This window comes from Blautia sp. An81, assembly GCF_002161285.1.
Classification (GTDB): Bacteria; Bacillota; Clostridia; order Lachnospirales; family Lachnospiraceae; genus Blautia; species Blautia ornithocaccae.
Map to the genome: position 1 here is coordinate 262,238 of NZ_NFHH01000002.1, position 22,186 is coordinate 284,423.

The window sequence follows — 22,186 nt, forward strand, 5'->3', positions numbered from 1 at the left end:
GGAGGAGGGGATAAACAATGAAGACTGAGAAAGATGACAGGAAAGTAGAGAAAAGTTATCTGATCGAAAACTGGCTTACATTAAATAAGACACCTTTTTCCCAGTGGAAAACAGAGACGCAGCATAAGAATCTCCTGTTGATGTGCCTGGAGATCTTTGAGGAAATGGAAACGGAGCTTCGCAAAGAAAAGATTCCCGTAAAAATGGATTTTCGGGAAATCGCAGAGGATAAAGAGATTTTGTGTACCTGCCAGGTACAGGCAGCCGTCTGTGCGCTTTTCCATGTATTGGTATGCGAGATACATCCGGTACAGGTCCTTTTCTCAGGAAAAGACCAAACACTGTCCTTCACAGCAATAGGCGGTACAGGAGAAACGGAAAGAAAGGCAGACAATGAAAGGCTGGGAACAAGCAGGTGGCTGGCGCTTCAGTATCTGCAATCTGTGGGATATGACGTGAAGATTTCCAGAAGCGGGAAAAAGGAGCTGATATCCGTAACATTTCAGACGGCGGGGAAGGCGGTACGAAACAGGTATGATTGAGCTGGTACTTCGCACGACAGAAAGTTCCGGTCTGGTGAAGGAACAGATCCTGGCAAGACTGGATGGAGGTCAGGCATTGCCGGAGGCAGATCCAGTTCTTGAGTATTCCGGACTCTGTATTGACTCACTCCGCCACCAGGCATCGTATCAGGGGCAAGGAATTTCTCTGACAGAGAATTACGAATTTCACACCCTGGCGTACCTTGCCAGTCAGCCAGGAAGAGTCTTTACCAAAGAGCAGATCTACCAGGCAGTCTGGAAGGAAGATCCGGTGGATGTAAGCAGCGCAGTGTTCTGTATCATCGGGAATATCCGCCAGAAGCTGCGGAAGGTTACAAAGAAAGAATATATCCAGACCGTGTGGGGAGTTGGATACAAATTTGTGGATGTCCCAGGGGAGTGATCTCCTGGGATGTTTTTATAAGTATGTTCTATGATTGTCAGGTGGCTGCAGGAGAATAATAAACGCTGTTGTTTTCCGGTTTGTTCGTGCATAAATGTTAGTTGATGTATCCATAACTTCTTTATATAATAACTATCATAGACAAACAAAACAAGACAATCGGGAATAGACGCCGGATGATTTGGAGGAGATTTATAATGAATACTGTTTTGATTATAGATGATGATAAAGAACTTTGTACCTTGATGAAAAAATGCGTGGAACAGGAAAATTTGTCTGCGGTGGTGGCGTATGGCGGGCTAGAGGGCCTGCGGCTGCTGGAAGAAAACAAGGATACCTGTTCTCTGATTATTCTGGATGTGATGATGCCGGATATGGATGGCTTTCAGGTATTACAAAAAATCCGTGAGAAGAATAATGTGCCGGTGCTGATGCTGACTGCCAAAAGCGATGAGGAAGATAAGGTTTCCGGCCTGCGGCTAGGGGCAGACGATTACCTGACAAAGCCTTTTGGCATTAACGAACTGATGGCCCGCATCAATTCTCTGATCCGGCGCTATACTACCTTAAATCCCGTAGCCGGAAACGAAGCCGCCACTATGCTGCTGAAAGATATGGTGATTGATAAAGTCAATCGAATGGTGACTGTCCAGAACCTCCCAGTAGAGCTGACTGGCAAGGAATTTGACCTGCTTCTATTTTTGGCATCCAATAAAGGCCGGGTGTTTACCAAAAAGCAGATCTACACACAGGTATGGGAAGAGGAATACGCCTTTGACGATAGCAACATCATGTCTTTTATCAGCAAACTACGGAAGAAAATTGAGCCAAATCCAGAACAGCCATTTTATATCCAAACTGTCCGGGGCGTAGGGTATCGGTTCAATAAGGAGGCATGAGCATGGAGATGAATCTTTATCTGTTGCTGGCTTTAGTGGTTGCCCTGCTGGTGATTGGATATCTTTTGGCAAAACTTCACCGCATCCGGAATCAGCTTTCCTTGATTAAAGATGCTCTGACAGATATAAAGAAGGGGAACCTGAATCATCGTGTACTGGCACGGGAAAGCGACCTGACGAAGCAGATCTGTTATGACATCAATGAGATTGCCATGAACAGCCAGTCCCAGCTTATCCAACAGAAGCAATCTGAGCAGGCTTATAAACGGCTTATGACGAGCCTTTCCCATGATGTAAAAACCCCTCTTGCTTCTCTGGTGGGCTATTTGGAGGCAGTGGAAAGTAAAATGGTAACAGGAGCCGAGCAGGAAGAATATATTCGAGTGGCAACGGAGAAAGCCTACCATCTGAAAGATTTCGTAACAGCCCTGTTTGAATGGGTGAAGTTGGATGCCGGAGAACAGATTTTTCATTTTGAGCTTTGCGATCTGAACGAACTTTCCCGCAATATTATGGCTGACTGGGTGCCGATGCTGGAAAGCCATAATCTTTCCTATGAGATAGAGATACCTGAAACAGAATACATGACAAGGGTTGATCCCACCGCTTACACCCGTATTCTCAATAACATACTGCAAAATATCCTGACGCACAGCAATGCAAGCCAGGTGTCTCTAGTCGTGACAGAAGCGGAGCAACAGGCCAAAATCATGGTGTCCGATAACGGAAAAGGGATTTCCGCCGTTGATCTTCCTCATATCTTTGAACGGATGTATCAATGCGACCATTCCCGGTCTGCTAGAGGGAACGGACTGGGCCTCTCCATTGCAAAGGAACTGGTGAGCATCCATAAAGGAACCATCACGGCTGAAAGTGTTCCCGGAGCTGGTACAACCTTTACCATCATACTTCCGAAAGCCCTGTGACCGCGCAGGGCTTTCCCCATGTTCAAAGCAAGGTTAAAACAAGATTTCGGCAAGGTTACGGCAAGGTTATGGCTTTATACTGGTCTTGTGGTTAGAGATGTTGGGATTATAAATCTCATCATTTCCATAGGGAAAGTGAGGAAATATGTATGAGTGATTATTTGATTGAAACAAAACAGCTGACAAAAATATATGGAGATCAAACCGTCGTTAGAGACGTAAATCTTCATGTAAAAAAAGGCCGTATCTATGGATTGTTGGGACGCAATGGGGCTGGAAAAACCACCATTATGAAAATGATTTTGGGACTTACCTCTATTACTGTCGGTGAGGTGGACGTATTCGGACATAACATTAAAGGTCATGAGAAAAGCATTTATCCGCGTATCGGGGCAATTATTGAAACTCCAGGTTTTTATCCGAATCTTACCGGCACAGAAAACCTTGAAATTTTTGCAAGGCTGCGTGGTACTGCGGGTCCTAATGCTGTAAAAAACGCTTTGGAAGTGGTAGGGCTACCATACAAAGATAAAAAGCTGTTCAGCAAGTATTCTTTGGGAATGAAACAACGGCTCGGCATCGCCAATGCCATTCTGCATGATCCGGAACTTTTGGTTCTGGATGAGCCTACCAATGGCCTTGATCCCATCGGCATTGCGGAAATGCGGGGCTTTATCAAACATCTGAGCACAGAATGCGGAAAAACAATTTTAATTTCCAGCCATATCCTTTCCGAAATTGCTCTTCTGGCAGATGATATTGGCATTATCGATCACGGAGTGCTTTTAGAAGAAAGTACCATGAAGACCTTAGAAAAGAAAAATCGTAAGTATATCCTGCTTCGTGTGAGCGATATATCGAAAGCTATGTTGATTTTGGAACAAAAATTTCGTGTGTCGGATTTTGATATGTACGATGATCACACATTATGCCTTTATGACACTTCTTTAGATATGGCAGCAATCAACAAGGCACTTGTCATGCACGATGTGTCCGTTATCAGTTCCCAGCTTTGTAATGATACTTTGGAGGACTATTTCAAAAGAATTACGGGAGGTGAGGGAATTGCTTAATTTGGTTCAGACAGAATTTTTGAAACTGCGTCGCAAGAAAATGATTTGGTTTATGCTGCTGGCTGCGTTTATCATGCCGTTTTTCTCTTTTGTCTATTACAACTATTTTGAGGCGAGCGGTATTGACCCGGTAGCGTTTTACAAGCTGGCCGCCTTTGGATATACACCCTTTATCATCCTTCCCTTTGTGCTGGGCGTATTTTGTGTTGTGCTGATGCACGATGAAAACCGCTATGATATGCTCAAACAGCTTTGGATTGTCCCTGTCAGTAAAATGGGATATTTTTTCAGCAAGTTTATTGTTGTGTTGATCTATTCCATTGTTTTCATGCTGATTTCGGCGGTGGCTACGGTTCTATTCAGTGTTTTGCCCGGATTTGTCGCTTTTGAGTGGCAGAGTGTTGGATTTTTGGCAGAAAGGTGTTTGGAGATTGGCGTATTGACCGCTTTTGCTGTTATGCCGATTTTAGCCCTTGCCGCTTCAAAAAAGGGCTATATTTTTCCCGTTTGCATGACACTGCTTTATGTATTTCTCGGCTTTTTTATCACGTCAATCAGTATGTACCTGCATCCTGTGTCCAGCATTTCCGTTATCATTACAAGAAGCGGAAATATTCAGGGACTTGCTTTCGCACAGAATATCAATGTCCCGCTGGCGTTGTTCTGTATCTTTATTTGGGATGCGCTGTCTGTGCTGTTTGCTGCTTTTTCGCTTCGCAAGAGAAAGTGAGGTGATTTGATGCGAAAAATGCTTTGGGCGGAATGGAGAAAACTTCGCCGTTCCAGTATCATCTTGCTTACTGTCTTTGCAACTGTATTGATTGCGGTCATTGTGCTGGTAGCGGGACGGGAAACAACCGTTGATGGGTTTTATTTGAGTGACGCAGGCTGGTACATGACAATGGTGCAACCGTGGGCTACCATGTTTGTTCTGCCTGCCATCGTTGCAATGCTCGGAAGTTATATGATTTGCCGGGAGGAACAAGACGACACCTTGAAATCATTGTTGCTGATCCCCGTGAATGAAACTACATTGACCGCAGCAAAAATGATTGTGACCTTTGCAATTAGCATTTTGATTTATTTATTGCTTTTTGCAATTACCTTTTCCGTAGAATTGGTTTTGCATCATACCGATCTATCTGTGCGAATGGTACTATCCTTTTTTAAGAGTTATCTGTTAGAGGGCATTGGTGTCTTTTTAGCGGTATCTCCAATTATTGCGTTAGTGTCCTATACCAAAAAGAGCTACTGGCTGGCTTTGCTGCTGGCAGAAATTTATTCTTTCGCCGGACTGTTTATGAGTATGTCCAACCTGACAAGATCTTTTTATCCTATTACAGCTCTGTTAGGTGTCGCTGGTTATTATGAAATGACGACTGCTAATCTAATCGGAAGTATCTTTATTCTCTTGTTGTGTGGTTGCCTTACTGTGTTTATATTAGTGTGGCATGGAAATGGTGGAAAGGAGAAAAGATTTTATGGCAAGTAAAATGTATCGTTCCAGAAGCAACAAATGGTTCGCAGGTGTATGCGGTGGTGTTGCAAACTATTTTAATATTGATCCTAAATTTGTGCGTTTGGTATGTGCTGCATTAATTCTGTTGTATGGAAGTGGCTTGCTGGTGTATATTATCTTGGCAATCTTTATACCAAAAGAACCAAAACGTTAAGTGGGATTTGGCTGTCTATTGGAAGGGATATAGGACAAAAAGGGAATGATAAAAGAATTGATTAGCATTAAAACGCAATAATGTCTTTCAAGTTTTGAACAGGTGGTGAGCAATGGAACAGATCGAAATTATCCTACGGACCACTGCTTCATCTGGAAAGGTGACAGAGCAGCTTCTGGCAAAATTCGATACAGAGAAGCCGGCGACAGAGAGTGATAAGATACTTCAGTATTCCGGTCTTTGTATTGATCCTGTTCAACATCAGGTTTCCTACCAGGGGAGCGTACTTCCATTAACGGAAACCTATGAATTTCAGACACTTGTTTATCTCGCCAGTCAGCCAAATCGGGTGTTCACGAAAGAGCAGATTTATCGGGCAGTCTGGAAAGAAGAGCCGGTGGATGTAAGCAGTGCCGTGTTCTGTGTTATTGCAAATATCCGTCAGAAGGTGAGAAAGGTTACAAAGAAAGAATATATCCAGACGGTGTGGGGAGTTGGATACAAGTTTGTAGATGTCCCAGGGGAGTGAGCCCCTGGGATTTTTCTACAAAAAATAAAAAAATTGATTAAAAGTTGCTTTTTTCTTGTTTTCAAACGTTATACCTTATAAAAGGGAGTAAACGAGAACAAGATAGATGAAACTAGGAGAATTTTTGTGTTTGAAAAAAAGCTTGTGAAAAAACTTATCTTCGATGAGGGTGAGATAGAGACGTTAATACAAGAAAACTATAAATGTATATATAGATATTGTTTTTATCATGTGAGAAATAGGGAGGTGGCTCAAGATATTACTCAGGATGTGTTTTTAAAGTTCATAAAGGAAATAGATAGATATAAAGAATATGGTAGGCTGAAGAACTATTTATATGTTATTGCAAAAAATTCTATCAGGGATTACATCCGTAAAACCCAAAATGTGAATTTGAAATTAGTGGAAGAAGAATATGATGATGGCGGCATAGATAAAAAGTTAATGCAAATGAGCATATGGGAAGCATTGGACTCTTTGGATGATTTAGACAAGGAAATAATTATTTTGAGATATTATCAGGAACTCAGAATTAAAGATATTTCTCAGATAATAGATATTCCTGCATCCACTGTTCGATATAAATTGAAAAATGCTGAAAAAGCGTTGAAAAATAGATTGGAGTTATGAAATATGATAGATAAACGGTTAATGAAAGAACTGGGAAAAATAGAGGTGCCTTTATACGACATCCGGAAATATGAAGAAACTATTATGAAGGCTAAAGCAGTAAAATTGCATCCAGAAAAACAACGGATGTGTAATAAAGAATTTTTTATAAACCAGTTACGATTTATTAAAAAGAAAACATGGTTTCTAAAGTTTATTATTTCTATCATGATCTTATATGTAATTAGCACTGAACAAATTGATATTAGCGGTTGGACATGGACCTTGATCGCAGTATCTGGTCCTGCGCTATGTTTAATTAATGCGAATGAGATATGTAACATATTTCAGCCAGGAATGGTAGAAATACAAATGACAGCCAAAAACTCATTTGGCAAAGTGCTTATGGTTCGTTTGATAACATTCGGATTATTTGATTTAATTTTTTTTGTATGTATGGCGTTAGGAATGTCTATATTTAAAAAAACTATAATTTGGCAGGTAATACTATATGGATTAGTGCCTTATATCATTATGTGTTTTGGATGCATGATAATTTTAAATAGGTGCAGGGAGGAGAATATTTCGCTGTATTCTTTAACCTGGGGAGTATGTTTAAATTGTATAATTATAATTTCCAAAATATCGGATATAAGAATATACCAGGCATCTTACTTTAATATGTGGCTAGGCATAGGGCTAATAGCTTTGGGGGGCACGATAATAGAGTTACACAGACTTTTTAAAAAGACAGGAGGAAATCTGGATGAAATTAGCTATGGAACATCTGTCTAAACAATTTAAAAATAAAATTGCGGTAAAACAGATTGATACGGTATTAACAGAAGGAGTATATGGGTTTTTAGGTGCCAATGGCGCAGGAAAAACAACGCTTTTACAAATGATCTGCGGAATTATTGAACCTACATCTGGAGAAGTTAAAGTAAACGGTGAAAGTAATTTACAGATGGGAGAGCAGTTTCGGGATTTATTGGGATATTTACCGCAGGAGTTTGGATATACGCCAGGTTTTACAGCGCAGGATTTTATGCTCTATATTGCTTCGATTAAAGGTTTGCAGCCGAAATATGCAAAGAGAAGAACAAGAGAACTATTAAGGCTGGTTAATTTAGAGAAAGAGGCAGATAGGAAAATCAGAACTTTTTCAGGAGGGATGAAGCGACGATTGGGTATTGCTCAAGCTCTGTTAAATGATCCTAAAATTTTAATTTTAGATGAACCGACTGCAGGGTTAGATCCAAAAGAACGTGCGTATTTCCGAAATATAATATCTGAAATGTCAAAAGATAAAATTATCATTATATCGACACATATTGTATCGGATATAGAATATATTTCTGATCAGGTACTGGTGATGAAAAAAGGAAGCTTTATCTTGCAGGGAACACCAGAAGAGCTACTTGATAAAGTGAAAGGAGAGGTGTGGTCCTGCCATATTCCAAATAAAGACTGGACAAGATTTGAAGCGCAGTTTTGTATAGCAAATTCACATGCATTAGCGAATTATGTTGATGCCAGAATTGTGTCTTTAGAAGCTCCAATTGAGGGGGCTATTAATGTTGAACCAACTTTGGAGGATTTGTATTTAAAGTATTTTTCGGATGAGATGGAAGTAGGTGACAGAAATTAATGGGTGGAATGATTAAATATGAATGGAAAAAGATATGGAAAAGCAGACTAACACAAATATCAGTTATAGGATGTTGTTTATTTTTGATTTTTTGTGTTTATTCAAGCATTATTCAAATTACTGCAATAGATCAAAATGGCCAGACTGTAAGTGGAATGCAAGCTGTTGAAGTTTTGAAAGATACTCAGCAGCGGCAAGAATTAACACAGGATAGAGTGAATGAAATTGTAAATCAGTATTTAGAGTACGCTAATAACCCTGATACTAATTCCAATAACGAAGCGTACCATTACTTGTCTGAAGAAAAATATAGAACTTTTTATCAATCCAACAGAGAGTTACTGAGTTTGATTTCAAATGTATATAAGGAACCCGGCAGTAGTACGGACATAAAGGATGTTTTTGAGGAAAATGTCGGTAAAGATTTTATACAAGCACGTCTTGAGAGAGACCAGAAATATATTCAATCAAGAGAAGAGCGAGGCCAGCTTACGCCTGTTGAAGCAGATTATTGGGAGCGTGAAGTGGAAAAAATACCGGAATATCAATATGGTTATCACAAAGGCTGGGACATGATTTTAGATGCACTGACATGGCCTGTTCTGATTATGATGATTATTTGCATCGGAATCGCACCGATTTTTTCCGGGGAATATCAATCAAAATGCGACTCGCTAATACTATGTATGAAATATGGAAAAAGCAAATTGATTTTTGCCAAAATCATTACAGTGTGGCTATTTACGACCTGTGTATACTGGGGAATTACGTTAATTTATTCAGCAGTATATCTTGGCCTTCTAGGAGCTGATGGAGCAGCCCTACCAATCCAATTAAAATATCCTGCAGTATCCGTGGGATATCATTTAACAATGGGAGAGGCAGTTATTTATGCATTGGTTTTAGCATATTTCTTTACTCTGGGGATAGTGGGAATAACGCTTTTAATGTCTGCATTACTAAAAAACACATATGGAGTTATTATTATTGCTTTTCTTTTAATAATCATCCCCACCTTTTTATCACCAGATACCGGAGGATATACTTGGAGTCGTATATTGTCTTTATTCCCATCCAAAATTGCAGATTTCTCTTTCCAGTCCTATACTGCCTACAGTATAGGAAATGTGGTAATAAGGTGGCCAGATATGGCAATGATAGTAAACGGCGCCGGAGCTGTTATATTTTCTGCGATGAGTTATTGGATTTTTAGAAAACACCAAGTTAATAAATAAGTTGTAGATGATGAATATAAGCCGATAACTGAAATAATATGTCGTTAATTTGTAGTCATTTGAAAGCTGGTGAGAGATGAGGCAAATTGAAATCATCCTCCGTACCACGGATCCAGCTGGAAAGGTGACAGAGCAGATCCTGGCAAAATTCGATACAGAGAAGCCAGCGACAGAGAGTGATGAGGTTCTTCAGTATTCCGGTCTTCGCATAGATCCAGACAAGCACCAGGTTTCTTACCAGGGGAGCGTGCTTCCGTTGACGGAAACGTATGAATTTCAGACACTGGTTTATCTCTCCAGTCAGCCAGGAAGAGTTTTCACGAAAGAGCAGATTTACCAGGCAGTCTGGAAGGAGGAGCCGGTGGATGTAAGCAGTGCGGTATTCTGTGTCATTGCAAATATCCGCCAGAAGTTGCGGAAGGTTACAAAGAAAGAATATATCCAGACGGTGTGGGGAGTTGGATACAAGTTTGTAGATGTCCCAGGGGAGTGAGCCCCTGGGATTTTCTAATAGTATAGTAATTAGGGTGTATTTTTGATATTATGAATAGCAAAGGATTACAATTTGAGGAGATATTGCGTATGCAGATATTTTATGGAGAGAAAGATATAGATTATAACAACCCAAATGGATATGCTTTTCTTAACTGGCGTTTCGATGATTCTATGGGAGGTAATAATAAAGAAAATCCATTTCAAGGAATTAGTGATAATTTTGAAATGGGGAAAGCATACATGGCAAATGCCGTCATAGCCTTATATTCTATTATATATAGCCATAACCCTCAAAATATGGCAGATACAATGGTGTTCCCTGTTTTATTTAGTGTGTGGCATGGAGTGGAATTATGGCTGAAAAGTAGTATCTATGCGATAAGTTTGATAACTAATACGGAGACTAAAATGAATCAAAATCATAATATTAAGGATTATTTAGATGCATTACGAGAAAGATTAAGCGAATTAAATATGAATTCTACAGAAAAAATGGCATTATCAGAAGTGGTAGAATTAGTTGAAGAGTTCAAACGTGTAGATGCTCGTTTTGATTTTGCAAGATATTCATTTGATAGAAAAGGAAATTATCAATTTTATAATGCTCCTGTTGGGGATGACAAACAATGGCAAAAGGGGTTAGCGACTGATATACAAGCGGTGCCAAATACGTGTATTAAACTGGATTCATTATTTAATCTGATTTTAGGGATTACAGATCATTTTCGAGATTTTGTGGAATATTTAATATTGGTTATTACAGAAGGTGGAAAATTGTCAGATGATTATTATGAGGCACACATAAAAATTTGCAAGAATTTTGAAAAAAAGTTAGATGATAAGATTGAGGATGAACCCGATCCTCTGAGACAAATTATACGAGCAATTAATTTATACATCTTGTGAAAAGATAAGAGACGGTTTCGTTTCTGACGAGAAATGGTCCTGTACACCTGATTGATTCCAGTTGTACAGGACATTCTTTATTCTTCTGCAGCTACTTCTATCAGTTCTTCGTAACCAATCAGCGCCGGATCGTGAAACGCTTTTCCTGAATTTTCTTCCAGCGTGCGTTCTTTCTTAAAATAGAGCCGATAACTGTGGCCAGCCAGAAGCCGGGTATTTTTTTCCAGGCTGAAGCGGTATTCTTTCCCGTCTGCAGTACGGAAAAGCACCTGTTGGTTTCGAGTGAGGGGCGATTTCTCCCGCTTAACACAGGTGCCTTCCAGGATCAGGTAGTCTTCCGTCTTGATGGTACGATATAAAAGAAGGAAGCGGATGATGCAGCACACTCCAAGAAGCAGGCTCATGACCAGCAGGATGGTATCCTTCTGAGACAGGGCATAAACGCCTCCAAACAGGACACAGAAAAGGCCGACTGCACAGATGGCAGCCAGCCGGGTGAATAATGGTTTCGGCATAGGGTTCTCCTTTCGGATCAAATCTTCTGGAACAGGATCTTCTGGTTCAGGTACAGGTTGCTGACCGCTTGCAGGATGGGATACTGGGCGTGGGTGATCTGCACGGTATCCGTAAGGGTGCTGCAGGTGTCTTCCGGCGAGGTGTAGAGCTTTTCCAGGATATCCTCTTCCTTCCGGATCAGGACGCCCCGCTCCATACTGAGCAGCAGCTCTGCCGTGGACAGAGACGCTTTCCCTGCAAGAGCCAGGACTTCCCGCTCCGTGGGCGTACATTTTGTCTTACGCAGGAGCCGGGGGATATCTTTCAGACGTACCTGCCTTTTGGTGTAGAGCAGGAATACGCTGGCAAGCCGGGGAAGAAAACGGTCCTCAACGGGCGTGATGGTCAGCGTCCCCAAAAGCCGGTACAGGGCATCCACGGCGCTTACCCCCATCCCTTTTACCAGAAGCCCCCGCAGGAGCAGACGGTTCAGGTAATGGGACAGCGGCAGGGAAATGGACTGGCCGGAGTCTGCACAGTTCTTTTCAAACAGACGCTCCAGTTCCGGATAAGTCAGGATCTGGAAGGCCAGGCAGCTCCACACCAGAAGCTCCTCTTTGGACATCCCGTATTCCTTCTGGTTGTTGATCACATGGGGGACCGGTTTCCCGTTCACATTTACAAACTGAAGACTGCCGACAGCGGTATAGAGCGTAAGCATAAAAGTTCCTCCTTTATTGTTCAGGATAACAGAGCGCACAGCGCTGCATCCTGCTGTAAAAATCTGCGGGCTTTGCTCTGCCAGGCCCGGATATGGTTGGAAGGCACCTGGTAGTGAGCGGACAGTTCCTTGGCCGAGTAACCCTCAAGCTGGAAGCAGAGGGCCTCAATGCCTTTTTGGATGGTGCTGCACTGGGAGGCTTTGAGCGTCTCCAGATAAGCACCTGCCGCCGTATCCTTCAGTGCCAGGGGCGCTGCATCCGGCATTGCTTCCTGCTCCTGGCCAATCTGCAGGGCCGGCATAGCATCCAGCAGATCTTCCTGCAGCGGGCAGAAAAGATCTTTTCCCCGGATTTCGTGACGCCAGGAGTCATAAATGGCATTGCGGATAGCAGCTGCAGCGTATGGAGTGAAGGGGAGCCCTTCCCCGCAGGAGACGGCTGCCCGGCACAGGGCCAGGTATCCGATCTGGCAAAGTTCCTGCCGCTGCTCGCTGGTTAAAGGGCTTCCGTTTGTCATTGAGCGGATGATCTTTGGGACCAGATCCATATGATCTTCCGCCAGCTGCTTCTGGGCGGGTGTCATGGGCTTTACCATCGCATTTCCCTCCCTTCAGCCTGCCGCCTGGAGGCGGGGCCGCTGGTGTGCCAGAAGTTTTTTGGACTCCCGGATCACCTGGTCGCACATATAGTTCCCGAACATCCCGATGTGCGCCTGCTCATCGGAGAGGCAGAACTTGTCCGCCATCCAGTGATAGGCGTCAGGACGGCTTAAGATTCCCCTCAGCCAGATCTGGTCGAAAATCTGATGTGCCAGCATCCGTTTCTTCCGAAGTTCCTGGTCTGCCAGCGTGCCTTTGGGGATCCGGGTTCCGGGATGGACACCTACATAGGCGTCACATTTGGGATAGTTGCTGCATACATAAACCTTGCCGCCATAGGACTTCTCCCCATAGACGAAGGAAGCGTCCCGAAGGATAGCAGTGCCGCCGCAGTATGGACAGCGGATGGATTTCTTATGTTTCATAGTCTGTTCACCTCAATTTCATGCGTATGACATAAGTACGACATACGTTTATCATTCTCTACGTATTGCTTACTTATAGTGTAAGGATAAAGGTGACAGATGCCCATAGGATGAGCGCCGAAACTGGTCCCAGATTCGGACCAAATGGCACGTTTCACCATTTTTACGGCCAGTCCGAGTAAAAGATGGCCTTGATCAGCGGAAACAGGCCGCTGTCCGTGAAGCGCTCATAGTTGACTGGTGTGAAGAGGAATCCGGCGCAGAAGATACGCACCAGAAACAGGATCACCAGAACCTTGCAGACCAGGTAGAGCCGCATGGCGCGGGGCGTCCAGGGCTTTGTGGGGCGGAACTTCCGGTACAGGATATACAGCATGGGGAGAAAGATCAGGGTGGTAAATGCCCTGTCGATCCAGCAGATAATCAGAATCAGATAACTCATGTGATGCTCCTCCTTTCGTTTTCTTACTTATCCTATACGTAGAAGCCCCGCAAAACGCAACTTTACCAGTCATAGCAGGCTGCCTCCTGGAGACGCAGCAGTGCCTCCGGAAGACAGGGGGCTTCAAGCAGCCCTTCTTTTTCCAGATAGGGCCGATACAGGGAGGTAAACTGCTCCATGGTCAATGCGCCGGCGCACTCGGTGGGCTCCGGAAGCCGGGCGAAAAGAAGCCTGGCATCCCTCATGGGGAGGATACAGGGTTTCCCCTCCGGATCCGGATGGTATAAAAAGTCCGGCTGTCTGCAATATCCCGGAGTTTTGCAGGAAACGCAGCGCACATATACGCACTGGTGCCAGTTTCCCTCACAGCAGTCCAGAAAATGGCGGATATGTTTGGCATCCGCCGTACAGTGGGTTCGTTCCATATCTGTCACCTTCCATAGAAACAGGCGGCCCAGTAATAGGAACCGCCTGTCAGAGTCAATGTGTGGGTTATTGGTTATCCTTCTGTTTCCGTCTGTGCAGATACAGGACGGTCAGTGCTCCGGCAAGGACAAGAGCGCCTGCCCCGATGCCGAGGTAAAGAAGGATGGGTGCATCATCCCCGGTCTTGACCGGATTAGAAACGGAAGGTGTTTCCGTCGGTTCTTCCGGTACTTCCGGAGGATTTTCAGAAAGATGCACGGTCTGTCCCGCATCGTCGATATCCCGGTGTGAGCAGATCTCCCGCTGTGTCCCGTCTGCATCTACATAGTAGAGGGTTTCAAAGACAACCAGGGATTTCCCTGCAAGGGAGCTGCCGTCTAAAGTAAAGAGAACTTCTACGGAGCCGCTTCGCTCTTCCGGTGTAAATGCGGTTTCTGCCGTAACCGGCTTGCCGTCAAGAAGCAGTTCTGCACCGGTTTCCTGATCCATCAGCACACCCTTTAAGAGATAGGATGCCCCGGGAATCAGGTTTTCATAGGAAACGGTATCCTTGATGGTCACTTCACTGTCGGCCAGGATCTCCTGATCCCCGTCCTCTCCGTCTGTGGCAGAGGTGCCGATCTGCGGGAAGTAGATACTTTGCGGATCTGAGGAAATTTCCCTGTGGGATGCAATGATTTGATCTTTATAAAGGATTTCCTCGAAGACGACCAGTGTTTTTCCGGCCAGTGCCTCTGCGTTAAACGTAAAGGTCAGCTCGGTGGTTCCGGAAGTCTCCTCCGGGGTAAATTCTGCTTCAGCCGTCACGGGCTTCTCATCGATCAGCAGCTCTTCGCCGGTTTCCTGATCCATCAGCGTGCCGCGGATCGTGAAGGTTTCCCCGGCAATAAGGTTCGTATATTCCGCCACATCCGTAATGGATGCTTCCGCTTTTGCAAGCCCGGTCTGGTTTCCAAGCTCCGGATTTGCTGCAGTGGTGCTGACAGAAGGCAGAACCAGCGTCTGCTCCGGTGAATCGAGATCCTGGTGGGAAGCGATTTCTTCCTCCCCATAATACAGGGACTCAAAAACAACCAGTGTCTTACCTGCCGCTTCCGTGGCGTTGAAAGTGAACTCCACATCCACGGTCCCTTCCGTGCTTTCCGGTGTAAAGGTCAGCTCAGAAGTCACGGTTTCCCCGTCAATCTCCAATGCTTCCCCGGTTTCTTTATCCATCAGGATTCCCTGCAGGGTAAGCTCTTCTCCGGCGGGTACGTTGGAATAGGACACCGTATCAATGAGTGTTACCTCTTCATCTGCGTGAGCCATCTGAAGGCCGGTTTCGGAATCTTTCACCTGAGTACCAATCCCCGGGAAGAAGATGGACTGGTCCTGATCCTCGATATCGGCGTGAACAGCCATTTTCAGGTCATCCTGCCACAGTTCCTCGAAGCAGACCACGGTGGTTCCGCCAAGGCCCGTAGCGTCAAAGGTAAATTCTACTTCCACGCTGCCGGTAGATTTTTTCGCCGTAAAGGTCGTCTCTGCCGTGACCGGTTTTCCATCAATCTCAAAAGGTTCCCCGGTTTCTTTGTTCATGAGCGTGCCGACTACCCGGTACTCCACACCTTTTTTCAGCCCTTCATACTCAACCGTGTCCACAATCGTTACCTTATCATCCGGTTTTGCCATATGGGAGCCGCCTTCTTTATCCAGTGCAGTGGTGGCAATCTCCACCTTGTCATTAGTCAGCGTCCCCAGGTCGATGGTAACGGAATCCCGGTACACTTCTACATCAAAGGTAAGAAGGTTTCGGCCTTCATTGGCTTCACAGCGCTGCTCTTCAATGGTATAGGTATCATAGATCAGGGCGCCTTTGGAGTCATCCGGCTCGGGGGTGCCGAACCAGATACCGTCTTCCGCAGTCTCGCCCCGGTTGGTATTGGAGGTATGTTTGTTCCACTCTGCGGATGTGCTGGCGTATCCATTCTGGTCGGTCACGATGGTATGGCTCTCGCCGGTTGTTTTAGAAGTAATAGTAAACGGTACGCCTGCGAGACGGGACAGATCCCCGTCACTGACTTTAACAAGCTCCAGATCCCCACGGATGACCTGGTTTTCAATGGATGAGCCGGTTTCGGTCAGTTCCACGATCTTGCCGTCTTCCGTGATGTCAAATTCCAGGGAGATACGGCCCTCGTTCAGATACCCTTCCGGTGCTTTTGTCTCATCCACCCGGTAATGGCCGTAAGGCAGGGCATCTTTCGCCGTGGAAGCCAGCCCCTTCTCATCCGTCACAAGCGTCAGGACGATTTCCCCGTTTTCGTAGGTTTCCCCGTCCACGATTACCGGATTGGCATTTAAGCTGGTGATGGTAAATTCTGCGCCTTCCAAGGTAGCACCGCCCTGAGCGGCAGCTTTCCCGGTTTCGATGTCACGTTTCTGCACTTTGACACCGCCCCGGATGATCTGGTTTGAGATGGAACTGTCTTCTCCAGTCAGGTCCACCATTTCCCCGTTCTTAGAGATGGTAAACTCAGCGGAGAGGGTGCCTTCCCCTAAATAACCGGTGGGAGGCGTCACTTCATCTACACGGTAACTACCGTAAGGCAGAGCGTCCGCAGCAGTGGATGCCAGTCCAGAGGCATCGGTCTTGATGGTCAGGACGACTTCATCCTTCTGATAGGTCGTTCCATCGACGACTACCGGGTTCTCATTTAATGAGGTGATGGCAAACTCAGCGCCTTCCAGTGTAGCGCCGCCCTGGGGCGTGGTGCCGCCGGTTTCCAGATCTCGTTTCTGTACTTTGACACCGCCCCGGATGACAGCATCCGGTACATCCGGCGCCTGGTAAGCAGAGACAGTTTCTTCCGTACCGCTGCTGGAAATCGGCAGAACGAACACCGTTTCATTGAGCTGGTAGCCTGCTGGCGCTTTGGTTTCCTGGATGGTCACGGTTCCAAGAGGCACGCACAGCGTTTTGCCGTCGCTTGCGTAGTAGAACGCATCTCCGCTGACCTTGTATTCCTCCGTAAAGGAAATCTCCCCGTCTTCTCCTGTACGGAATACCCAGGTGCGGGCAGGCTCACTGCCGCCTGCAGCCGGATCCGTATCGGAGATGGTGGTGTAGAACTTCACGGTAAACTCCGCATCCTTCAGGCTGGCAGCGCCCTGGGGAATGGCATCCTTTAAGTCTGCATCCAGCTTCTGAAGCACCAGGGAGAGGGGATTATTCTGGGGGATTTCCTTGACCTCTGCTTTTGCTGTTTCATTGGAAGAAACGGTCACATCATAGGCATTGGTATCCAGGGCGTATCCAGGAGACGGAGAAAGCTCTTTGATCGTGTAGCTGCCGACCTCAAGATCTCCGGATTTGGCATAGCCATTCTCATCGGTGGTCAATGTCTCTACCAGGTTGCTGCCCTGATAGATGCCATACTGAGCGCCTTTTAAGCTGTAATTGCCGTTCCCGTCAGAAACGGAGCTGTTTGCCGTGGATTTCTGGATCTCGATCCAGCCGTAGGGCTTTTCGTACCAGCATCCCGCTACGGTCTGGTTGCTGTCAGACGGAATGATAAAGGCACGGAAGGAGTCCGGCGGCGCAGGCAGTCCCTGGATCGCATTGGCGATCTCCACCGCCTTATCAATGTAGCTTTGGGGCGCGCCATAAAAGGCTCCGCTTCCGGCGTCGTAATTGCTGTACACATAGGAAGCCACCAGATGACCGATTACGTAGCGGTCATTTTCAGACCAGCCGCTTAAATAGGTGCCGGCGATGTTCTGATCTTCATAGCCGTAACCGCCGGGCAGGTAGTAGAGCGCTTTGCGGAGCGCAGAGTCTTTTCCCAGCAGGTCGTACTGATAACTGCCCGCCGCCGGCGTTCTCTTCATGGGCTGGACACAGTAGGCCGTGCCGTTGTTATCCACAGACATCTTTGTGGTGTAGTAATCGCCATAAGAGATTAATTCACCGGTCTGGAAATTAAGGGTTCCATCCGCCGCATGGGCTGTCATGGGGCTTGTGATGGCTGTCCCCGCAAGGACGATGGCTGCCATCAGGAAAGCGAAACAGCGGCGGAGGATGTGGGTTTTGATTCGTTTCATAAGTCTCCTCCTTTTCAAAAGGTACAGGGGAATGAAAAAAGGAAGTGCCTGCCCTGCATCAGACACTCCCCATGGGTTGCTTTGGCATCGTTACCCGGCTGCTTTTTGTCTGTGCCGTTCCAGGATCTCCAGAAGTTCCTGCCGGTCTGTGGTGATCAGCTCTTTTTCCAGGGCGGATGCCTTAAATTCCACAGTAATGTTATTGTTATTCGTGGATATCAGACCATTGCCCCGCTGGAAGTGTGTAATGTTCATCACCTCCGTTTCCGAGAGATGCAGGATCTGTTTCACCCGCTGCGCCTCTTCGTCTTCCAGGTTCAGGACAAGTTTAGTCTTGCAGTTGTTTATGATTCCCTTTCCGTACTTGCCGTCGTCCAGGGCAAAAAAGTCGTTTAAGTCCTGCGTTGCAAAGACGGCAGAACCGCCGTATCCCCGGATGATCTTGGCGATCTCCAGGACAAATTCCGCAGCCAGGCGGTTGCTGGACGCACCGATGAGCTGCCAGACCTCATCCACGAAGATGGCTTTTTCCTCCGTTCGGTTCTCCTTTGCGATATCCCAGACATAATCCAAGACGGTAAACATGCCCACTGTCAATAGATCCCCGGTCAGCTCGGAAATATCGAGCACCGTATACTTATTGGTCAGATCCACGTTGGTTTCCTGGTTAAAAGAGGAAGCAGAGCCGTGGACCAGCCGGTTTAAGATGTGGGCCATGCGTTTCGTGTCATCGCTTTCCATCAGGATATCGTAGACATCCTCCAGGATCGGCATGGGTTTATACCGGTCCGGATGAGCCGGATCGATCAGGGATTCGTTTTTGTGGGTGATCCCCTTTTTGGCATAGGTCTTGATCAGCGCCTCATCGAGAAGCTGCCGCTCCTCATGAGTCATGTCCGGGATGAGCAGGCTGAAGAAGATATGCAGCTTCTGGATCTTCCCGGCCAGTGCCGAGTTGTCCATGGAAGGACCGTCCAGCAGCTCATTGACGGAGTTATCCGTTTTCCGGATCTCCATGATGTTGATGCAGTTCCGGCTGGCGGGGGAAATCTGGATGAACTCCCCGCCGATATTCTTGCAGGCCCGGTAGAACTCATGCCCTTTCAGCGGCGCTATGATGAAGACTTTGATGTTCTTGCGCCGCATCCGGGTGGCAAAAAGCTGCATGGTAAAGGTTTTCCCTGCACCGGAGCAGCCCAGGATCGCCACGTTGGCATTTTTGTACTGCCTGGAATCAAAGATATCCGCAATGACAAGGCTGTTGTTGTGCTTGTTGACACCAAATAGAATCCCGTTGTCATCACAGATGGAGTAGCTGACAAAAGGATAGCAGCTTGCCGCCCCGCTGGTTAAAACGTTCCGCCTGGAAAGCTGATACAGCTTCTTATCCAGAGATGCCAGGGGCAGCGTGGATAAAAAGCCCTGCTCCTGCAGAAAGTAGCAGGTTCTCAGGTCCATGTCCTGGGAGATCAGGAGCTTTTTCATCTCCTGTACCCGCCACTGCAGTTCCTCTAAAGTAGAGGCTGTGACGGTAATGAGAAGGCTCATGTAATAGAAGTCCTCATTATTCGCCAGCCCCTGTTTTAAGAAATAACCGGAGCGGATGGCGGAATCCAGGTCGTCATAGTCGGTATTGGTATCCGAGGCGTCCTTGATCTTGGAACGGTTGATCCGGATCTGTTGTCCCAACCGCTGCTGGATCTTATCCTTTGGCTGCCGGTGGAGGTAAAAATCCACGTCAATGCCTTCCCCGGCGTTTACCAAAAGAGACAGCCACCCCGGCACCACCCGGCTTTTGTAGCCGGATGACGGTACGTACAGATAGGAGTGGTAGACCCCGTTGATCAGCACATAGCTGGAGTGCCTGAAATCCAGGGCTTCCGGTGAGAGAAATTCACTGATGCGGATGTCCTCGTCGGGCCGGTTCTCTTTGGCGTACCGTGCTAGTACGGAAGCAATGCGCTCCTGTAAGGGATGGGTGGCGCAAAGGGAGCGGTTTAAGAGGGTGTACAAAACATCCGTGGTAAACTCATCCGGATTTTCATGCCCTGTCACCTCATTGCCACACTGGTACAGGAAGGTCTTGGCTGTCTGCGCCGTCGTTTCAAGAGACTCTAAGATCTCCCGTTCCGTCACCTTCCGGTTGACGTTAAAAGGTTCATATTCCATAACAAGGAAGAACCGCCGGGAAACGGCCTCCCTGGAACTTAGGTTCCGGACAAACTTCAGGTAATCCTCCTGCAGCTCCCGGCACCGGGGATCCGTTTCATTTTCCAGCTCCTGTCTGGATTTCTCCAGATGCTGGTTGATGTCCGCCCGTTTGGAGATCATCTTGATCTGCAGCTTTACCGGGCTGATCTTCAGGTAGCTGATAAAGCTGTAGATGATCCCCATCTGCTCCCTGGCACTTCGTAAGAGGAAGTTGATGGGCTCGACTTCCAGGATTTTTACATACCGTCCATCCGTTGTGTAAATGACACCGTGGGCAATCTTTTCAATCGGAAGATAGTCCTCTATGGTCTGTAACTTCCGTTTCTTTTTCCTGGCGGAAGATTGGGAAGCTGTCTGACTGGATTTTAAAGCACTTTTTGGTACTGCCTTATCTTCCTGCGTCTCCCTTGCCTTCCGGGCTTCTGCTTTGCGGGCAGCTTTCGCCTGCCGTGCAGCAAGGCGGGCGTCCTGTGCAGCCTGTTTCTTTTTGGCACGGAGCTTTTCCTTCTCCGCCCGCTCTTCCCGGCGCTTTGCTATCTTTGCGCATTTCTGCTCATAGGCTAACTGCCGGATATCTTCTCTGGCCTGCCTGCGGATGCCCCGCCGGGTGGAGGTATCGAAGGATTTATGCTCACGAACCTTTGGCTCCCGTTTCTTTTTCCGTTTCGTTTTCCCAGAAGGAGTGGGGGAAGGGGAGCCGGACAGATCCTGCTGGGGCGCCTCTTTCGTGGGAGGTGCATCGTCCTGCTGACCGGCCCCCTCAAAAGGGGGAGAATCCTCCAAAGAGCCCTTTTTCGTTTTCTTCCGCCGTTCCCGTTTGGCAGGCTTTTTTGCTTCTTTCGTGCCAGGCTGCTTCTGCCGTTTCCTCTTTGGCTCCGGCATTGCGTCAGAGCGGTAAACCACCCGCCGGTTCTTCAAAAAGCGAAGGGCGTTCATAAGGAAAGCAGTGATGCTCTCTCCTCCGATCCCGATGAGGGATACCATGGCCGCCGGAAGGGCAGTCATGCACAGGATGATGATGCGGGTAGTCAGGGAAAACGGCAGGTGGACCACCGGCACCCCGATCAGCAGGGCGAAAATAATGGCTTCAATGGCATTGCGGATGTCAAAGGTGCCGTTTAAGATCTTGCCCTTTTCGATGAAGTTTGGCGGGATAAAGGAGGTCCGCTGCTCATCCGGATTGCTCATGGCAGCACCTCCTCTCCGTCCTGGGTGTTCTGTGCGGGATCCGCAGCATTTGCGGAAGTTCCGCTTTGCGTAGTTCCCGTTTCTTCTGTCCCGGTATCCGGTGCAGGTGATTCCGGTGCGGTCACATCCGCATAGCCGCCTTCCTGGCGCTGCTCCACTTCACTGCTGGAGACAGAAGGGAGGGTATCCACTACCGGTTTTTCATAGGTTTTTCCAGATGTCCCCAGCACCGTCCGCTCCTCTCCAAAAGAAAAAGCACCCGTCATGGTGTCATAGAACACTGGAAGGGTGCTGTCATCGGACAGGAGAAAATGCAGTTCAACTGTGGTAGTATCCGGATACCCGGTTTCATCCGGCAGATATTCTGCCGATGTAATGTCTGTCCGCCCGATAAGAGTAAGATATAGCGGAAACTGCTCCTTTAGGGATGCAGTCTGGGCGGAGGAGAAGAACTGGCTCAGCTCTTCAAAGGATAAAAAGTCCATCTCGGTCAGCTCCTCTGGCTGTGTTGTCTCTTCCTGGGTGGCGGCCTCTTCCTGTGCCTCTGGATCCGGTGTTTCCTTTTGTTCCCGGAGCTTGGAGGGAAGAAAGATGGCGACCAATAGGAGAAAGAGCATCAGGAGGATGGACAAGATCAGTTTTAATCTGCTCATA

The 22,186-nt window shown here is 46.8% G+C and carries 24 protein-coding genes; 15 read left to right on the forward strand and 9 right to left on the reverse strand.

Going from position 1 to position 22,186, the window contains the following annotated elements; all coding sequences use genetic code 11:
* Positions 1–17: 17 nt before the first annotated feature.
* From B5G33_RS03250 to B5G33_RS03320, 15 genes are all read left to right on the forward strand, one after another.
* Positions 18–542, forward strand: coding sequence for a hypothetical protein (locus tag B5G33_RS03250; protein WP_087416717.1), 525 nt, complete (start codon positions 18–20; stop codon positions 540–542).
* The gene (locus B5G33_RS03255; RefSeq protein WP_087416718.1) at positions 535–945 is read left to right on the forward strand and encodes a winged helix-turn-helix domain-containing protein; all 411 of its coding nucleotides are present in this window, start codon (positions 535–537) and stop codon (positions 943–945) included. The genes B5G33_RS03250 and B5G33_RS03255 overlap by 8 nt, the downstream gene beginning before the upstream one ends.
* Before the next feature lie 197 nt (positions 946–1,142).
* Positions 1,143–1,844, forward strand: a complete 702-nt coding sequence (locus B5G33_RS03260) for a response regulator transcription factor (RefSeq protein ID WP_087416719.1) — start codon at positions 1,143–1,145, stop codon at positions 1,842–1,844.
* 2 nt (positions 1,845–1,846) lie between these two features.
* Complete coding sequence (locus tag B5G33_RS03265; protein ID WP_087416720.1) at positions 1,847–2,770, forward strand: sensor histidine kinase; 924 nt, start codon at positions 1,847–1,849, stop codon at positions 2,768–2,770.
* Between the two features lie 149 nt (positions 2,771–2,919).
* A complete protein-coding gene (locus B5G33_RS03270) occupies positions 2,920–3,843 on the forward strand; it encodes an ABC transporter ATP-binding protein (RefSeq protein ID WP_087416721.1) in 924 nt (307 codons plus the stop codon).
* Positions 3,827–4,573, forward strand: a complete 747-nt coding sequence (locus tag B5G33_RS03275) for an ABC transporter permease (protein WP_330396628.1) — start codon at positions 3,827–3,829, stop codon at positions 4,571–4,573. The genes B5G33_RS03270 and B5G33_RS03275 overlap by 17 nt, the downstream gene beginning before the upstream one ends.
* 18 nt (positions 4,574–4,591) lie before the next feature.
* Positions 4,592–5,335, forward strand: a complete 744-nt coding sequence (locus tag B5G33_RS03280) for an ABC transporter permease (RefSeq protein WP_330396629.1) — start codon at positions 4,592–4,594, stop codon at positions 5,333–5,335.
* Positions 5,325–5,516: a PspC domain-containing protein gene (locus tag B5G33_RS03285; protein ID WP_087416724.1), complete on the forward strand. Its 192-nt coding sequence runs from the start codon at positions 5,325–5,327 to the stop codon at positions 5,514–5,516. Before B5G33_RS03280 ends, B5G33_RS03285 begins: the two co-directional genes overlap by 11 nt.
* A 112-nt stretch (positions 5,517–5,628) precedes the next feature.
* The gene (locus B5G33_RS03290; RefSeq protein ID WP_087416725.1) at positions 5,629–6,045 is read left to right on the forward strand and encodes a winged helix-turn-helix domain-containing protein; all 417 of its coding nucleotides are present in this window, start codon (positions 5,629–5,631) and stop codon (positions 6,043–6,045) included.
* 126 nt (positions 6,046–6,171) lie between these two features.
* Positions 6,172–6,675 carry an RNA polymerase sigma factor gene (locus B5G33_RS03295; RefSeq protein ID WP_157949571.1) on the forward strand — a complete coding sequence of 168 codons (504 nt, stop codon included), beginning with the start codon at positions 6,172–6,174 and terminating at the stop codon, positions 6,673–6,675.
* 3 nt (positions 6,676–6,678) lie between these two features.
* Positions 6,679–7,449 carry a hypothetical protein gene (locus B5G33_RS03300; RefSeq protein ID WP_087416727.1) on the forward strand — a complete coding sequence of 257 codons (771 nt, stop codon included), beginning with the start codon at positions 6,679–6,681 and terminating at the stop codon, positions 7,447–7,449.
* Positions 7,421–8,305, forward strand: coding sequence for an ABC transporter ATP-binding protein (locus B5G33_RS03305; protein ID WP_087416728.1), 885 nt, complete (start codon positions 7,421–7,423; stop codon positions 8,303–8,305). The genes B5G33_RS03300 and B5G33_RS03305 overlap by 29 nt, the downstream gene beginning before the upstream one ends.
* Positions 8,305–9,540, forward strand: coding sequence for an ABC transporter permease (locus tag B5G33_RS03310; RefSeq protein WP_087416729.1), 1,236 nt, complete (start codon positions 8,305–8,307; stop codon positions 9,538–9,540). Before B5G33_RS03305 ends, B5G33_RS03310 begins: the two co-directional genes overlap by 1 nt.
* Positions 9,541–9,616: 76 nt before the next feature.
* Positions 9,617–10,033, forward strand: a complete 417-nt coding sequence (locus B5G33_RS03315) for a winged helix-turn-helix domain-containing protein (RefSeq protein ID WP_087416730.1) — start codon at positions 9,617–9,619, stop codon at positions 10,031–10,033.
* 89 nt (positions 10,034–10,122) lie between these two features.
* Positions 10,123–10,941: a hypothetical protein gene (locus B5G33_RS03320; RefSeq protein WP_087416731.1), complete on the forward strand. Its 819-nt coding sequence runs from the start codon at positions 10,123–10,125 to the stop codon at positions 10,939–10,941.
* Between the two features lie 77 nt (positions 10,942–11,018).
* Here the strand turns inward: B5G33_RS03320 and B5G33_RS03325 are convergent, their stop codons facing one another.
* From B5G33_RS03325 to B5G33_RS03365, 9 genes are all read right to left on the reverse strand, one after another.
* Positions 11,019–11,456, reverse strand: coding sequence for a hypothetical protein (locus B5G33_RS03325; RefSeq protein ID WP_087416732.1), 438 nt, complete (start codon positions 11,454–11,456; stop codon positions 11,019–11,021).
* A 17-nt stretch (positions 11,457–11,473) separates the two neighbouring features.
* Entirely contained in the window at positions 11,474–12,157 is a 684-nt protein-coding gene (locus tag B5G33_RS03330) for a hypothetical protein (RefSeq protein WP_087416733.1), read from the reverse strand.
* A gap of 20 nt (positions 12,158–12,177) precedes the next feature.
* Entirely contained in the window at positions 12,178–12,753 is a 576-nt protein-coding gene (locus B5G33_RS03335; RefSeq protein ID WP_087416734.1) for a sigma-70 family RNA polymerase sigma factor, read from the reverse strand.
* Between the two features lie 15 nt (positions 12,754–12,768).
* On the reverse strand, positions 12,769–13,182 hold the full coding sequence (locus B5G33_RS03340; RefSeq protein ID WP_087416735.1) for a DUF3268 family zinc-finger domain-containing protein: 414 nt from the start codon (positions 13,180–13,182) through the stop codon (positions 12,769–12,771).
* A 163-nt stretch (positions 13,183–13,345) separates the two neighbouring features.
* The gene (locus B5G33_RS03345; protein WP_087416736.1) at positions 13,346–13,624 is read right to left on the reverse strand and encodes a hypothetical protein; all 279 of its coding nucleotides are present in this window, start codon (positions 13,622–13,624) and stop codon (positions 13,346–13,348) included.
* A 62-nt stretch (positions 13,625–13,686) separates the two neighbouring features.
* Positions 13,687–14,049: a hypothetical protein gene (locus B5G33_RS03350; RefSeq protein ID WP_087416737.1), complete on the reverse strand. Its 363-nt coding sequence runs from the start codon at positions 14,047–14,049 to the stop codon at positions 13,687–13,689.
* A gap of 67 nt (positions 14,050–14,116) precedes the next feature.
* Positions 14,117–18,133 carry a VaFE repeat-containing surface-anchored protein gene (locus tag B5G33_RS03355; RefSeq protein WP_087416738.1) on the reverse strand — a complete coding sequence of 1,339 codons (4,017 nt, stop codon included), beginning with the start codon at positions 18,131–18,133 and terminating at the stop codon, positions 14,117–14,119.
* A 90-nt stretch (positions 18,134–18,223) separates the two neighbouring features.
* Positions 18,224–21,532 carry a VirB4 family type IV secretion system protein gene (locus B5G33_RS03360; RefSeq protein ID WP_087416739.1) on the reverse strand — a complete coding sequence of 1,103 codons (3,309 nt, stop codon included), beginning with the start codon at positions 21,530–21,532 and terminating at the stop codon, positions 18,224–18,226.
* Positions 21,529–22,185: a DUF5038 domain-containing protein gene (locus B5G33_RS03365; RefSeq protein WP_158229576.1), complete on the reverse strand. Its 657-nt coding sequence runs from the start codon at positions 22,183–22,185 to the stop codon at positions 21,529–21,531. The genes B5G33_RS03360 and B5G33_RS03365 overlap by 4 nt, the downstream gene beginning before the upstream one ends.
* Position 22,186: the final 1 nt, after the last annotated feature.

Coding starts and splice junctions, on each gene's coding strand:
- B5G33_RS03320 (WP_087416731.1), top strand. CDS start 10,123: ATGCAGATATTTTATGGAGAGAAAGATATAGATTATAACAACCCAAAT.
- B5G33_RS03260 (WP_087416719.1), top strand. CDS start 1,143: ATGAATACTGTTTTGATTATAGATGATGATAAAGAACTTTGTACCTTG.
- B5G33_RS03250 (WP_087416717.1), top strand. CDS start 18: ATGAAGACTGAGAAAGATGACAGGAAAGTAGAGAAAAGTTATCTGATC.
- B5G33_RS03325 (WP_087416732.1), bottom strand. CDS start 11,456: ATGCCGAAACCATTATTCACCCGGCTGGCTGCCATCTGTGCAGTCGGC.
- B5G33_RS03265 (WP_087416720.1), top strand. CDS start 1,847: ATGGAGATGAATCTTTATCTGTTGCTGGCTTTAGTGGTTGCCCTGCTG.
- B5G33_RS03310 (WP_087416729.1), top strand. CDS start 8,305: ATGGGTGGAATGATTAAATATGAATGGAAAAAGATATGGAAAAGCAGA.
- B5G33_RS03335 (WP_087416734.1), bottom strand. CDS start 12,753: ATGGTAAAGCCCATGACACCCGCCCAGAAGCAGCTGGCGGAAGATCAT.
- B5G33_RS03345 (WP_087416736.1), bottom strand. CDS start 13,624: ATGAGTTATCTGATTCTGATTATCTGCTGGATCGACAGGGCATTTACC.
- B5G33_RS03315 (WP_087416730.1), top strand. CDS start 9,617: ATGAGGCAAATTGAAATCATCCTCCGTACCACGGATCCAGCTGGAAAG.
- B5G33_RS03300 (WP_087416727.1), top strand. CDS start 6,679: ATGATAGATAAACGGTTAATGAAAGAACTGGGAAAAATAGAGGTGCCT.
- B5G33_RS03255 (WP_087416718.1), top strand. CDS start 535: ATGATTGAGCTGGTACTTCGCACGACAGAAAGTTCCGGTCTGGTGAAG.
- B5G33_RS03280 (WP_330396629.1), top strand. CDS start 4,592: ATGCTTTGGGCGGAATGGAGAAAACTTCGCCGTTCCAGTATCATCTTG.
- B5G33_RS03350 (WP_087416737.1), bottom strand. CDS start 14,049: ATGGAACGAACCCACTGTACGGCGGATGCCAAACATATCCGCCATTTT.
- B5G33_RS03285 (WP_087416724.1), top strand. CDS start 5,325: ATGGCAAGTAAAATGTATCGTTCCAGAAGCAACAAATGGTTCGCAGGT.
- B5G33_RS03305 (WP_087416728.1), top strand. CDS start 7,421: ATGAAATTAGCTATGGAACATCTGTCTAAACAATTTAAAAATAAAATT.
- B5G33_RS03355 (WP_087416738.1), bottom strand. CDS start 18,133: ATGAAACGAATCAAAACCCACATCCTCCGCCGCTGTTTCGCTTTCCTG.
- B5G33_RS03290 (WP_087416725.1), top strand. CDS start 5,629: ATGGAACAGATCGAAATTATCCTACGGACCACTGCTTCATCTGGAAAG.
- B5G33_RS03340 (WP_087416735.1), bottom strand. CDS start 13,182: ATGAAACATAAGAAATCCATCCGCTGTCCATACTGCGGCGGCACTGCT.
- B5G33_RS03360 (WP_087416739.1), bottom strand. CDS start 21,532: ATGAGCAATCCGGATGAGCAGCGGACCTCCTTTATCCCGCCAAACTTC.
- B5G33_RS03365 (WP_158229576.1), bottom strand. CDS start 22,185: ATGAGCAGATTAAAACTGATCTTGTCCATCCTCCTGATGCTCTTTCTC.
- B5G33_RS03270 (WP_087416721.1), top strand. CDS start 2,920: ATGAGTGATTATTTGATTGAAACAAAACAGCTGACAAAAATATATGGA.
- B5G33_RS03330 (WP_087416733.1), bottom strand. CDS start 12,157: ATGCTTACGCTCTATACCGCTGTCGGCAGTCTTCAGTTTGTAAATGTG.